Source organism: Ornithinimicrobium sp. F0845 (genome assembly GCF_023015765.1).
Classification (GTDB): Bacteria; Actinomycetota; Actinomycetes; order Actinomycetales; family Dermatophilaceae; genus Ornithinicoccus.
Genome location: NZ_JALKAL010000001.1, coordinates 421,459 through 434,270, shown reverse-complemented (window position 1 = coordinate 434,270; position 12,812 = coordinate 421,459). Strand labels below are relative to the sequence as shown.

The window sequence follows — 12,812 nt, the reverse complement described above, 5'->3', positions numbered from 1 at the left end:
GCTGGTGTTCCGCCGCAGATCCGCTCAGAAGATCCCGACAGGGGCAATGCTACCGAGCAGGAGCAGGGCGGCGAGCGCGCCGATCAGCACCCGGTGCCGCACCGGCATCTGGTATGCCGCGTGGCTGGGCGCCGCGGTCGCGCCACGGTCTCCCCGGGGCTGGGTCTGCGCGGCCGCCTCCGCGGCCGGGGCCGGGACCAGGACCTCCTCACCGGCCGTCCGCTCGATGAGCGCCGCGAGCCAGCGCACGTAGACGGCGATGCCGAGCGCGATGTTCAGCGTCGCCACGATGAGCAGCCACCACGTGCCGTCGGCGGCGACCGGCCGCAGCACCACGACCTTGGCGACCAGGCCGATGATCGCCGGCGGCAGCCCGGCCAACGTCAGCAGCGCCAGCCCCAGTGCGGCCGCGGTGAGCGGCTGGTGCCGGGCCAGGCCGCGGTGGTCGGAGAGCAGCACCCCGCCGTCCGGTCGGCGGGCCACGGTCAGGACGACGACGAAGGCCAGGACGGTCGCCACGACATACACCGCGAGGTATCCACCGGCGGCGTGGACCGCGCGGGAGGACAAGGAGGCCAGCGGCAGCATCAGCCAGCCGGCCTGTGCCACGGCCGACCAGGCCAGCAGGTGCACCAGGTCCACCTGACGCAGCGCCATCGCGTTGCCGAGCGTCATGGTCAGCGCGGCGATCACCGCCACCGCCACGAGGGCGAAGCCGGAGGTCCCGGCCAGCGCCTGCACCAGCACGATCATGCCGCCGAGCGCCGCGACCTTGGACGTCCCCGCCAGGTAGGTGGTGACCGGCAGCGGCGCGGTGGCGTAGGTCAGCGGGGTCCACGCGTGGAACGGCACCGCCGAGATCTTGAACCCGAGACCCGCCAGCACCAGGACCGCGGCCAGCAGCAGGAGCGCGGAGCGTTCCGGGACCGCTGCCGCCTCGGCCGCGGCCTCGGGTGACAGCAGCGCCGTGCCGGTGGCGGCCACCCACAGCGCGGCCCCCAGCGCGAGCAGCGCGAACGACACGAGGGACGTGGTCAGCAGGGCCACCGCACCGGCGACCGCGCCGCGGTACCGGGCGGCCCGGCGCTCCAGGGCCACCAGCGCCACGACGGGCAGCGTGGCCAGCTCGAGAGAGACCAGGAGCGTGCCCAGGTCCCGGGCGGCAGGGACCGCCGTGACCCCCGCCGTGGCCGCCAGGAAGAGCGCCACGAGCACGACCGTGGGCGCGCTGGTCGCGCTCCCTCGACCGGCGCGGCTCCACGCTGGCCAGGTGAGGACCAGTACGACCAGGGCACTGCCCAGCGCCAGCAGCTGCAGGCCGCCAGTGAGCGAGCTGGCGGCATACAGGCACGACCCCGAGGGCAGGCAGAAGGCGCCGGTGGCATCTCCCGCGCCCTGGGCGATGGCCGGCCAGGTGGCGGCGGCACCACCGACCAGGCCCACGGCGGCCAACCACAGGTGCACGGCACCGCCCCGCGGCCAGAGCACGTCCAGGACGAGCACGACCACGGCGGCCAGTGCCGGGGCCAGGACCGGCCACAGGACGGAGATGTTCAGCTCGAGAGTCACGGGCCGACCCCCAGGGTCGCGATGATGCCCTCCACCGCCGGGGCGGTCAGGTCGAGCAGGGCCACGGGATAGACCCCGAGCGCCACGATGCCGACCCCCAGCACGACGAGGACCCCAAGCTCGGTGCCCCGCACGTCCCGGATGGCTGGGCTACGACGGTCACCGGCCCACACCTCCCGCAGGACGCGCACGGCATACGCCGCCGCCAGGACCGCACCCAGCGCGGCGAGCAACGCGAAGAACCGGAACCACCCCTCCGTGCGGCCCGCCCCCGGCGCCCACGAGGCGTAGATCGCGCCCCACTCCCCCCAGAACCCGGCCAGGCCCGGCAGCCCCATCGCCGCGGCCATGCCCAGGACGAGCGCGAACCCGAGCCGCGGGGAGACCTCCCGGAGCGCGGCGCGGGCGGTGCCCAGGTCGGCGCCGCCCCACTGGTGCTTCAGCGAGCCCACGAGCACGAAGAGGAGCGCCGAGATCAGGCCGTGCGCCATGTTGCCGAAGATCGCGGCCTGCAGCCCGGTCTCCGTGCCGGTCGCGATCGCCAGGACGACGAAGCCGAGGTGGCCGATCGAGGCCCAGGCGATGAGCCGCTTGAGGTCCTGCTCGACCAGGCACGCGAGCCCGGCCCACAGGATGCCGGTGACGGCCAGCCCGGCGAGCACCGGGGCCACCTCGGCGAGCCCCTCTGGCAGCGGCGCGGCGACCAGCCGGATCATGCCGTAGGCGCCCATCTTCAGCAGGACGGCCGCCAGGAGCACCGACCCGGCCGTCGGGGCGGTCGCGTGCACCCAGGGCAGCCAGGTGTGCAGGGGCCAGACCGGCACCTTGATGCCGAGACCGATGAGGAGTATGACGGCCACGATCACCTGGGTGCCGTGGTCCAGGGACGACCCCGCGAGCTCCGCCCACCGCACCAGGTCCGTCGTGCCCGTCGCGCCCCACAGGGCGAGGATGCCGACCAGCATCAGCATCGAGCCGGTGGCGGTGAACAGCAGGAACCGCATCGCGGCACCGTCCCGGTCGGCGCGGGTGGTGGCGTCGCCGTGCCGGGCGACCAGCACCCACATCGGCACGAGCACCAGCTCGAAGGCGACGAAGAAGACCACCGCGTCGCGGGTCAGGAAGGTCAGCAGCGAGCCGCCCACGACGACCAGGAGACAGGCGTAGTAGGTGGCCAGCGAGCGCGGGGCGGGTACGACCTCGCCGAGCGCCATCGGCTCCGTCTTCTCGTGGCCGCCGGGCTCGGCCAGCCGAGCGTCGGAGAGCGGCTCGTGATAGGGGACCAGCGTGGCGACCACCGCCATCAGACCGGTGAGCAGCACGAACGGCGCGCTGAGTCCGTCGACGCCCAGATCGAGCTGGACCCCGAGGCTCTCGATCCAGGTGAGCTCGATCTCCGGGCGGCGCCACACCACGACGCCCGCCGCCGCGGCGGCCAGGAGCGCCGCGAGGACGGCCAGGGTCCGGCTGGCCCCGGGGCGCGGTGACTCCCCCACCCGGTCGGCCACCAGCAACCAGACGGCGCCCACGAGCGGTGCCAGCACGAGCACCGGCAGGGCGAGGTCCTCGACGAGGTTCACGAGACCACCACCCCGATGACGGCCAGGACCACGACGCCGCCCAGCACCAGCACGAGGCCCGGGGCCGGACGTCGTGGGTGGGTCTGCTCCAGCGCCCCGCCGAGCAGCTTGGCGGCGGGGACGGCGGCGCGCACGTAGGCGTCGAGGACCTCACGGTCCAGCCACTGCACCCAGTGCGCCAGCCGGAGGACCGGTGCGGCCACGACGGCGCGGTAGAGCCGGTCGAAGCCCAGCCCCCGCTCGGTCGCGAGGCTGACGCTGACCGGCAGCCGGGCTGCGGCGTCGCGGGACCCGACGCCGCGCGATGCCACCCATACCGCGAGCGCGGCCAGGATCATCAGCAGCAGCGCGGCCGCCAGCAGCTGGAGGTTGATCACCAGGTCCAGCTCCAGCTGCGGGGTGAACGCCAGCAGGCCACCGACCACGGACAGGAACCCCAGGACCGCGACGGCGGACCGGGCCGAGGACGAGATCGCCGACTCGGCCTCCTCGATGCCGATGGCCTCCTCGACCACCTCCGGCTCGGCGAAGAAGTCGTCGATGATCTCGTGTCCCTGCTGTGCGCCCGGCTGGTGGACCGCACGCCGCCGGGGGCCCCGGTCCAGGATCAGCCAGGCGCGCATGCAGTAGGCCGCGGTCAGCGGCACGCTCGCACCGACCGCCGCGAGCACGATGGTGCCCGCCGTCCCGGCGCCGTGCTGCACCCCGTGCTCGGCCTGGGCCAGGACCAGCTCCTTGGAGACGAACCCGACCAGCGGCGGCACCCCGGCCAGCGACAGCAGGCCGATGCCCACAGGCCGGCGCAACGTGCGGTAGCGCTTGGTGGCGGAGACGACGTAGCGCACGACCGTGCCACCGGTGAGCACGCCCATCCACCCGACGGCGAGGAACAGCAGGGCTTTGAACCAGGCGTGCGACACCAGGTGCATGATGGCCGCGTCGGGCCCGGTGCCCACCGGCACGACGGTCAGGGCGGCGAGCATCAGCCCGACCTGGCTCACCGTCGACCAGGCCAGCAGGCGCTTGATGTCGGGCTGGGCGAAGGCCAGCAGCGCGGCCAGGACGATGGTGATCGAGACCAGCACCGCCAGCAGCACCCGGGCCGGGGCCGCCGCCTGCAGCAGCGGCAACAGCTGGGCGAGCACGACGGTGCCCGCCGCGACCATGGTGGCCGCGTGGATCAGCGCGGAAGCGGGGGTCGGGCCCTCCATCGCGTCGGGGAGCCAGTCCTGGAACGGCAGCTGCGCGGACTTGCCGAGGACGCCCAGCACCACGCCGACCATCGCCAGGGTCAGCGCGGCGCCCTGGCCCGGCGCGACCGTGATGTCGCTCCCGATCGTGACCCAGTGCCCGATGATGCCGTCGATCGCGGTGGTCCCCGCCCCGGCGGCGAGCGCCACCAGTCCGAGCACGAAACCGACGTCCGCCAGCCGCGTCACCAGCAGGGCCTTGGTCGCCGCCCGGTTGGCGGAGTCCTTGGCCGAGAGGTGGCCGATGAGCAGGAACGAGCACCAGCCCATCACCTCCCACCCGATGAGGGTCAGCAGCACGTCGTTGGACAGGACGACCAGCAGCATCGCGGCGGTGAACACCGAGACGGTGGCCGAGAATTGGCGGTAGCGCGGGTCGAACCACAGATACCAGCGCGCGAAGACCTGCACGATGAGGGCGACCAGCCCGACGACCGCGGCGACGAGCGCGCTGAGCCGGGAGGCGGAGAGCTCCAGCGGGACGACCAGCTCACCGAAGGCCAGCGGCCCGATCGTGGTCGAGATGCGCGGGTCGCCGGCCTCGTGCAGGGAGTACATCTGCCACAGGGAGGCCAGCAGGACGAGACCGGCGGAGCCGATCGCGATCCACGCTGCCGTGCGCGAGGAGCGCTTGGACAGCGCCAGACCGAGTATGCCGGCCGCTCCCGCGAGCAGGACCGCCGCCTGGGCGGGGGTGCCGGGCAGGTCCGGGATCGGGATGTCCGGCACGCCCGGCAGGGGCAGGGTCGGCAGCTCCCAGTCGGGCCAGGGGAAGTCGACGGCGCGGGTCACCCGAGCACCTCACCCATTTTTGGGGAGGTTTCGTCCGGAACTTCAGCCTCAACCGTCTGCGCCTCACCGGTCAGGTCGACGTCGCCGCGGGTGCGGAACATCGCCATCACCACGGCGAGCGCGACGACGATCTCGGCGGCCGCGATGGTGATGACGAACAGGGTGAGGACGGCACCGGAGGCCAGCGGGTCGCCGCCGACCTGCCCGATGTCGAACTGCCCGACGGTGACCAGGATGAGACCGGCCGCCCCGAGCATCAGCTCGACGCCGATCAGCATCAGCACCGCGTGCCGCCTGGCCAGGACGCCATAGGTCCCGACGCCGGCCAGGATGGCCGCGAGCAGCAGGGGCAGGGCCGGGCTCACCGCTCCCCCTCCTGGCGCCGGTGGCCGGTCGTCGCGACCGCGACCGCGGCCACGAGTGCGGCGAGCAGCAACAGCGAGAGCAGCTCGAACGGCCAGACCCAGGTGCCGAAGATCTGCTCACCGATCGCGTCGTTGGACGGCCCGGCGACCTCTCGCTCCGACCAGCCGTAGGCCGCGACGAGCGTCCCGCCGAGCAGGACCGTCACCCCCGCGCCCACGGCCCCGGCGACCCAGCGGTGCGCCGAGGAGGTGTCGACCTCACCGGCCCCTGAGCGGGTCAGCATCAGGGCGAAGAGCACCAGCACCACCACGGCACCGACGTAGACGAGTAGCTGCACCAGCGCCACCAGCTCCGCCCCCAGCACCAGGTAGCAGCCGGCCAGGCCCCCGAGTGCCACCACCAGCCAGAGCCCGGCGTGCAGCACCCGCCGGTTCGTGACCGACAGCACGGCCGCGGCAGCGGTGATCAACCCGACTGCCACGAACAGGACGTCGCGACTGGTCACTCCTCGGTCTCCGGCGTCGCGGGGTCGCCGGGCCGGACGTAGCCCTCCGGCAGCGCCGAGTCGGGGACGTTCTCCATCCACGTCCCGAGCTTGGGCTTGTCGTGGAGCAGGTTGCGGATGTCGCCCTCGGCGTAGGCGAAGTCGGGCGCCCAGAACAGGGCGTCGAACGGGCACACCTCGATGCAGATCCCGCAGTACATGCAGAGCGAGAAGTCGATGTCGAAGCGGTCCAGCACGTTGTGCTGCCGGGCCCGGCCGCCCTCGGTCGTGGGCTCGAGGGTCTCCTTGTGCGAGTCGATGTAGATGCACCAGCTGGGGCACTCGCGGGCACACAGCATGCAGGAGGTGCAGTTCTCCTCGAGCAGCGCGATCACGCCGTGCGAGCGCTCGGGCAGGTCGGGCTCGGCGTGGGGGTACTGCCGCGTGTGCGCCGGCCGCGCCAGGGTGCGAGCGGTGGTCGCCAGCCCCTTGCCCAGACCCTTGAGCAGGTCCAGCGCGCCCGGGGCACGCTCGCGGCTCTCCTGGGTGCTCATCCCCACACCACCACCCCGACGCCGGTCAGGGCCAGCTGGACCAGCGCCACCGGCACCAGCACGACCCAGGCCAGCCGCTGCAGCTGGTCCTCGCGCACCCGGGGCCAGGCGATCCGCAACCACAGGATGAGTATGGCGACCATGGTCGCCTTGAGCAGGGTCCACACCGGCCCGAGCGTGTCGGACCAGGGCCCCGACCAACCTCCGAGGAAGAGCACGGTGAACAGCAACGACATGACCACGATCCCGGCATACTCCGCCAGCAGGAAGAAGGCGAAGCCGAGCCCGGAGTACTCGGTGTAGGGACCGAAGACGACCTCGGCGTCGGCGACCGGTGCGTCGAACGGCACGCGCTGCAGCTCGGCCACCGCGGCGATGAGGAAGACCAGGGCGCCCGGGAGCTGCCAGACCAGCCACCACCACGACCAGGCCTGCGCGATCCCGGTCAACGACAGCGTGCCGGCCGCCATGGCCACCGACGCCGCGGCGAGGACCATCGGCAGCTCGTAGCTGACCAGCTGCGCCCCGGCGCGCATGCCACCGACCAGGGAGTACTTGTTGCCGCTGCCCCACCCCGCCATGAGGGTGCCGAAGATGCCGACCGAGGTCACCGCCAGCACGAACAGCAGGCTGGCCGGCACGTCGGCGGCGACCCACGCAGCGGACCACGGGATCGCGGCGAGCGCGATCAGATAGGGGATCAGCGCGACGGCCGGTGCCAGGCGGAAGACCCAGCGGTCGGCGGCGGCGGGCGTCACGTCCTCCTTCTGGACGAACTTGATGCCGTCGGCCACGAGCTGGGCGATGCCGTGCGGTCCGGCCTCCATCGGCCCGAGACGGCCCTGCATGTGTGCCATGACCTTGTGCTCGGTCTGGCCGATGGCCAGCGGCAGCGTGAGGAAGGCGGCCAGGACGACCACGGCCTTGAGGATGATCTCGACGGTCAGCGGGAGCTCCATCAGCGCGCCTCCTTGATGGGCTCCGGGCCTCGCAAGCTCGTGTCCTCGCGAGTCCTGTCGCTCATCGGTGGCACTCCTTGATGAGCTCCGCGGACCCGCTCCGGGCCTCGCAAGCTCGTGTCCTCGCGAGTCCTGTCGCTCATCGGGGCCCCCACGACTCGTCGGGGACGCCCGGCGGCAGGAGCCGGCGGCGGGCGCGCTTGCGCGGCGCGGGGGTCTCTGTGTCCGCGCCCTGCCGCTCGCCGCCGCCCTCGCCCGGTTCCTTCGCACCGGGCCAGGGCTTGGAGGCCCGGGCCGCCAGCTGGAAGGACTTGCGCAGCGGGGTGCCCTCGAACCCGTCGGGCAGCAGCAACGGGCGCAGGCCGTGACCGGTGCCGTCGTCGAAGCCGGTGAAGTCGATGCCGAACATCTCGTGCGTCTCCCGCTCGTGCCACGCAGCGCCGCGGAACAGCGCGGTGAGGCTGGCCAGCGGGGTGTCCTCGCCGACCCGGGTGCGCAGCAGCACCCGGTCCCACGGGTCGGTGCGGATCAGGTGGCACACCACGTCGAAACCGGGGTCCTCCTCGGCGTCGGTCTGGTCCACGGCCGAGAGCCAGTCGAAGAAGTCATAGCCCTCGTCGCGTGCCTCGCGCACCCGGTCGGCCCACGCGGCGCTCGCCACGTCCTGGGGGGTCATGACCGGTCCTCGCCAGGTGCGCTCGGTGAGGTGTCGGGAGGTGACACGAGGCCTCGGGTGACCTCGCCGGCGGAGGCCGGCACCTCGGCATACGGGCGGGGCCGGGACCTGGCGCGGGCGTGACCGGGGGTCTCGGCCGCGATCTGCTGCTGCAGGGTGAGTATGCCGTGGAGCAGCGCCTCGGGGCGGGGCGGGCAGCCGGGTACGTAGACATCGACCGGGATGATCTGGTCGACGCCCTTGGTGACCGAGTAGGAGTCCCAGTAGGGGCCGCCGGAGTTGGAGCAGGCGCCGTAGGAGATGACGTACTTCGGCTCGGGCATCTGGTCGTAGAGGCGGCGGATCGCCGGCGCCATCTTGTCCGTGACCGTGCCGGAGACAACCATCAGGTCGGACTGCCGCGGACCGGGAGCGAACGGGATCACGCCCAGGCGGATGAAGTCGTGCCGAGCCATCGAGGCGGAGATGAACTCGATGGCGCAGCAGGCCAGACCGAAGTTGAACACCCACAGGCTGTAGCGGCGGCCCCAGTTGAGCACCACGCGCACGGCCTGCGGGGCGGCCTCCGCCGCCCGCCCGACGCGGGGGGTGGGCAGGTCGACCGTCATCAGACCCACCTCAGCAGACCGCGCCGCCACACGTGGCCGAGACCGACGAGGATGACACCGAGGAAGATGCCCATCTCGACCAGGGACGCGGGACCGATCTCGCTGCGCAGCACCAGCGCCCACGGGAACAGGTAGACCACGTCGACGGCGAAGACGACGTAGAGCAGGGCGTAGACGAAGTAGCGGACCGCCCCCTGGGCCCAGCCGGAGCCCACCGGATCGACCCCCGACTCGTAGGTGGTCAGCTTGCGGGGCTGGGGGTCGTGCGGGGCCATGACCCGTCGGGCACCCGCAGCAGCCACGACCAGGAGGATCCCGGTCATGGTCACGGCGAGCACCACGAGGTAGTCGGTCATCATCTGGGAGCCTAACGCGCAGGCCAGTCCCCGCGCAGGAGGACGTGGCGGCGGTCCGGCACGCTCAGCCGCCCCCGTCCTCCACCAGGTGCGCAAGGCCGGCCTGGGTGAGCTCGGTGTAGGCCGTGGGCAGGATCTGGCCGTCGTGGGAGACCTGGACGCTGAGCACGCGACCGGGGCCGTCCCCGGCCTCGACGTAGAAGGTGTAGGCCAGCACGCCGGGGGCCGAGCCGCCCTTGAACCCCTGGTAGGTCGCACCGTCGGGCACCGCGAGGCCGGGGTTGGCGCTGAGGATCCCGCGCACCGGGTCGCCGGCCTCGGTCTGGGCCTGCTCCTGGAGCACGGCGTGCGCAGCGCAGATCTCCTCGCCCGTGAGGAACCAGCCGACGCCGTCGGGCCAGGCGGGGTCGGTCACCGCGAAGGGGTTGCCGCGCAGCGCGGAGAGGTCGTCCGGGAGATCGGCCACGATCGCGGTGCGCTCGGCCGTGTCCGACCCGGCCCACTGCTCGCGCAGCTCGGGCGCGTCCCAGCCGAGGACGAAGAACTGCCTGGTGGTCAGCAGGGGCATGAGCCGGTCCGGGTCGGTCGTGACCCGCTCGACCGCGTCCCGCAACCGGTCCGGCCCGACCGCGTCCATGAGCAGGTCCGTGGCGGTGTTGTCGCTGATGGAGATCATCAGGCCGGCGGCCTCCTCCACCGGCACCCGATCCCCGTCCGGTCGGTCCTGCAGCTCCCCCGAGGGCAGGCTCTTGCGCTCGGGCGTGATGGTCAGCTCGTCGTCCCAGGCCAGGTCGCCGGCAGCGACCGCGTCGACCACCGCGGAGAGTACGATGAGCTTGAAGACCGAGCCGGAGGGTGCCGGCTCGTTGCCGGCGCCGTATGTCGTGGTGCAGCTGCCGTCGGCGACCTCGCCGACGTAGAGCGAGGTGGTCCCGCCGAGGGCTGCGAACTCCTCGTCCAGCTCCTCCCACGAGGCGACCTCCGGAAGGTCCGGTGGCGGCCCCGGCCGAAAGAGGAGGCCGGTGATCAGCCCGTCGGCGTCCACGGCGAGGGTCATCCGCAGGGGCTGGTCACCCGAGAGCGTGAGCTCGGCCGACCGCACGCCGTCCGACTGTTCCTGGACCGGCCCGACCGCCGTCAGCGTCAGCGCGGGCCCCTCCCGGAACTGCGCCAGCACCGGCTCGATCTGTTCGGCGGGGACCTCGGCGCGGAAGTCCGGGTGGAACCGCTCCTCCACGTCACTCGCTGCAGGCCCGGTCGCCGCGGGGTCGAGGTGGTCCAGCACCCAGCGGGCCTGCTCACCCAGGGCACCGTCGAGGGCGCTGAGGTCGACGGCGCGGGGCGCGACGTCCGTGCTGGGCGCGTCGTCCGTGCTGGGCGCGACGTGCGTGCTGCGCGCGTCGTCGGACGTGCTCGGTGCGATGTCGCCGGACGTGTCGGGCACCCCCGTGGACTCCGCCGCGTCGCTGGTCACCGGGTCGGCGGGCTCGTCCGCGCTGCACCCGGTGAGCGCCAGCAGCGCGGCGACCGTCCCAGTCGCCACGATTCCCCTCATGCGCATCCCCTCATGTCCGTCCCGTCGAGCCCATCCCCTCGTGCCCATCCGGTCATGCGCACTACCTCATCACATGGGGCGGCGGATCCGTGCCACGCCGGGGTCAAGGAATATCGGCGGGCCGAACGGGCCTACCATGAGAGGACATAACCCGCGACACGAGATCTGGTGACCCGCACCGTATGAGTAGCAAGCCCCTGCAGCGCCTGGACCGGGTGGTGATCCGGTTCGCCGGCGACTCGGGCGACGGGATGCAGCTGACCGGCGACCGGTTCACCTCTGAAACGGCAGCGCTCGGCAACGACCTGTCGACCCTGCCCAACTTCCCCGCCGAGATCCGGGCCCCTGCCGGCACCCTGCCTGGTGTCTCCAGCTTCCAGCTGCACTTCGCCGACCACGACGTGCTGACCCCGGGCGACCGACCGGACGTGCTGGTCGCGATGAACCCCGCGGCGCTGAAGGCCAACCTGGCCGACCTGCCGCGCGGCAGCACGATCATCGTCAACACCGACGAGTTCTCCAAGCGCAACCTGGCCAAGGTCGGCTATGCAGCCAGCCCGGTTGAGGACGGCAGCCTGGAGTCCTGGCACGTGCACGAGATCGCGCTGACCTCGATCACGGTGGAGGCGCTGGCCGACTTCGGGCTGACCCGCAAGGAGAAGGAGCGGGCCAAGAACATGCTCGCTTTGGGGCTCCTGTCCTGGATGTACTCCCGGCCGCTGGAGGGCACCGAGGCGTTCCTGAAGGCCAAGTTCGCCAAGGCCCCGGAGATCCTCGAGGCCAACCTGACCGCGCTGCGCGCCGGCTACAACTACGGCGAGACGACCGAGGACTTCGCCGTCCGCTTCGAGGTCGCGCCCGCGACCATGCCGCCGGGCACCTACCGCACCATCACCGGCAACGCCGCCATGGCGCTGGGGCTGGTCAGCGCCTCGCACCGGGCGGGCCTGCCCCTGGTGCTCGGCAGCTATCCCATCACCCCGGCCTCGGACATCCTGCACACGCTGTCCGGGATGAAGCGCTACGGCGTGACAACTCTGCAGGCCGAGGACGAGATCGCCGCGGTCGGCATGGCGCTGGGCGCCAGCTTCGGCGGCGCACTGGGCATCACCTCCACCTCCGGCCCGGGCCTGGCGCTCAAGGCCGAGACGATCGGCCTGGGCGTGTCCACGGAGCTGCCCCTCGTCATACTCGACATCCAGCGCGGCGGACCGAGCACCGGCCTGCCGACCAAGACCGAGCAGTCCGACCTGCTGCAGGCCATCCACGGCCGCAACGGGGAGTCGCCGGTCGCGGTCATCGCGCCGCAGTCGCCCTCGGACTGCTTCGACATCGCCATGGAGGCGGTGCGGATCGCCACGACCTACCGCACCCCGGTCATCGTGCTCTCCGACGGCTACCTGGCCAACGGGTCCGAGCCGTGGCGGGTGCCCGGCGTGGCGGACCTGCCCGATCTCGAGGTCGAGTTCGCCACGGGACCGAACGACACCGACGACAAGGGCGAGCCGGTCTTCCACCCGTTCCTGCGCGACCCCGAGACGCTGGCCCGCCCCTGGGCGGTGCCGGGCACGGCCGGCCTGGAGCACCGCATCGGCGGCATCGAGAAGGCCGACGTCACCGGGCACATCTCCTACGACCCGGACAACCACGACAAGATGACCCGCCTGCGGCAGGGCAAGATCGACCGCATCGCCGACACGATCCCGGACCTGGAGGTCGACGACCCCTCCGGTGAGGCACGCGTCCTGGTGCTGGGCTGGGGGTCGACCTACGGGCCGATCGCCGCGGCGACCCGGTTGGTGCGGGCCACCGGCCTGCCGATCGCCCAGGCCCAACTGCGTCACCTCAGTCCGTTCCCGAAGAACCTCGGCGAGGTGCTGCGCGCCTACGACCGGGTGATCGTCCCGGAGATGAACCTCGGCCAGCTAGCGCTGCTGCTGAGGGGGCACTTCCTGGTCGACGTGCAGTCGCACACCGCAGTCCGCGGCCTGCCGTTCCCGGCCGCCGACCTGGCCGAGGTGCTGCACAAGAGCATCGCGCAGACCCTGGAAGGAGTGCAGTGA

The 12,812-nt window shown here is 72.5% G+C and carries 12 protein-coding genes; 1 reads left to right on the top strand and 11 read right to left on the bottom strand.

The genetic code is table 11. The annotated features are described in order from the left end of the window. Positions 1 to 24: 24 nt before the first annotated feature. The 11 genes from MWU75_RS01920 to MWU75_RS01870 all read right to left on the bottom strand — a co-directional run bounded on the left by MWU75_RS01920 (position 25) and on the right by MWU75_RS01870 (position 10,749). Positions 25 to 1,569: a proton-conducting transporter membrane subunit gene (locus MWU75_RS01920; RefSeq protein WP_247087869.1), complete on the bottom strand. Its 1,545-nt coding sequence runs from the start codon at positions 1,567 to 1,569 to the stop codon at positions 25 to 27. After that, complete coding sequence (locus MWU75_RS01915; RefSeq protein WP_247087868.1) at positions 1,566 to 3,149, bottom strand: NADH-quinone oxidoreductase subunit M; 1,584 nt, start codon at positions 3,147 to 3,149, stop codon at positions 1,566 to 1,568. Before MWU75_RS01915 ends, MWU75_RS01920 begins: the two co-directional genes overlap by 4 nt. After that, a complete protein-coding gene (locus tag MWU75_RS01910) occupies positions 3,146 to 5,191 on the bottom strand; it encodes an NADH-quinone oxidoreductase subunit L (RefSeq protein ID WP_247087867.1) in 2,046 nt (681 codons plus the stop codon). The genes MWU75_RS01915 and MWU75_RS01910 overlap by 4 nt, the downstream gene beginning before the upstream one ends. Then, positions 5,188 to 5,556, bottom strand: a complete 369-nt coding sequence (gene nuoK, locus MWU75_RS01905) for an NADH-quinone oxidoreductase subunit NuoK (protein ID WP_247087866.1) — start codon at positions 5,554 to 5,556, stop codon at positions 5,188 to 5,190. Before nuoK ends, MWU75_RS01910 begins: the two co-directional genes overlap by 4 nt. Then, positions 5,553 to 6,062, bottom strand: a complete 510-nt coding sequence (locus tag MWU75_RS01900) for an NADH-quinone oxidoreductase subunit J (protein ID WP_247087865.1) — start codon at positions 6,060 to 6,062, stop codon at positions 5,553 to 5,555. Before MWU75_RS01900 ends, nuoK begins: the two co-directional genes overlap by 4 nt. Then, the gene (locus MWU75_RS01895; protein WP_247087864.1) at positions 6,059 to 6,595 is read right to left on the bottom strand and encodes an NADH-quinone oxidoreductase subunit I; all 537 of its coding nucleotides are present in this window, start codon (positions 6,593 to 6,595) and stop codon (positions 6,059 to 6,061) included. The genes MWU75_RS01900 and MWU75_RS01895 overlap by 4 nt, the downstream gene beginning before the upstream one ends. Beyond that, positions 6,592 to 7,554 (bottom strand): NADH-quinone oxidoreductase subunit NuoH, encoded by a 963-nt coding sequence (gene nuoH, locus MWU75_RS01890; RefSeq protein ID WP_247087863.1) that lies wholly within the window; start codon positions 7,552 to 7,554, stop codon positions 6,592 to 6,594. The genes MWU75_RS01895 and nuoH overlap by 4 nt, the downstream gene beginning before the upstream one ends. A gap of 139 nt (positions 7,555 to 7,693) precedes the next feature. Beyond that, positions 7,694 to 8,230: an NADH-quinone oxidoreductase subunit C gene (locus MWU75_RS01885; RefSeq protein WP_247087862.1), complete on the bottom strand. Its 537-nt coding sequence runs from the start codon at positions 8,228 to 8,230 to the stop codon at positions 7,694 to 7,696. After that, positions 8,227 to 8,838: an NADH-quinone oxidoreductase subunit B gene (locus tag MWU75_RS01880; RefSeq protein ID WP_247087861.1), complete on the bottom strand. Its 612-nt coding sequence runs from the start codon at positions 8,836 to 8,838 to the stop codon at positions 8,227 to 8,229. The genes MWU75_RS01885 and MWU75_RS01880 overlap by 4 nt, the downstream gene beginning before the upstream one ends. Next, positions 8,838 to 9,194, bottom strand: a complete 357-nt coding sequence (locus MWU75_RS01875) for an NADH-quinone oxidoreductase subunit A (RefSeq protein ID WP_247088120.1) — start codon at positions 9,192 to 9,194, stop codon at positions 8,838 to 8,840. Before MWU75_RS01875 ends, MWU75_RS01880 begins: the two co-directional genes overlap by 1 nt. 64 nt (positions 9,195 to 9,258) lie before the next feature. Further along, positions 9,259 to 10,749 (bottom strand): serine hydrolase, encoded by a 1,491-nt coding sequence (locus tag MWU75_RS01870; RefSeq protein WP_247087860.1) that lies wholly within the window; start codon positions 10,747 to 10,749, stop codon positions 9,259 to 9,261. 182 nt (positions 10,750 to 10,931) lie between these two features. Between MWU75_RS01870 and MWU75_RS01865 the strand changes: the two genes are divergently transcribed. After that, complete coding sequence (locus MWU75_RS01865; RefSeq protein WP_247087859.1) at positions 10,932 to 12,812, top strand: 2-oxoacid:acceptor oxidoreductase subunit alpha; 1,881 nt, start codon at positions 10,932 to 10,934, stop codon at positions 12,810 to 12,812.

Excerpts from the sequence above, each read along its gene's own strand:
- MWU75_RS01895 (WP_247087864.1), bottom strand. The coding sequence starts at position 6,595 with ATGAGCACCCAGGAGAGCCGCGAGCGTGCCCCGGGCGCGCTGGACCTG.
- nuoH (WP_247087863.1), bottom strand. The coding sequence starts at position 7,554 with ATGGAGCTCCCGCTGACCGTCGAGATCATCCTCAAGGCCGTGGTCGTC.
- MWU75_RS01885 (WP_247087862.1), bottom strand. The coding sequence starts at position 8,230 with ATGACCCCCCAGGACGTGGCGAGCGCCGCGTGGGCCGACCGGGTGCGC.
- MWU75_RS01880 (WP_247087861.1), bottom strand. The coding sequence starts at position 8,838 with ATGACGGTCGACCTGCCCACCCCCCGCGTCGGGCGGGCGGCGGAGGCC.
- MWU75_RS01875 (WP_247088120.1), bottom strand. The coding sequence starts at position 9,194 with ATGACCGACTACCTCGTGGTGCTCGCCGTGACCATGACCGGGATCCTC.
- MWU75_RS01870 (WP_247087860.1), bottom strand. The coding sequence starts at position 10,749 with ATGAGGGGAATCGTGGCGACTGGGACGGTCGCCGCGCTGCTGGCGCTC.
- MWU75_RS01865 (WP_247087859.1), top strand. The coding sequence starts at position 10,932 with ATGAGTAGCAAGCCCCTGCAGCGCCTGGACCGGGTGGTGATCCGGTTC.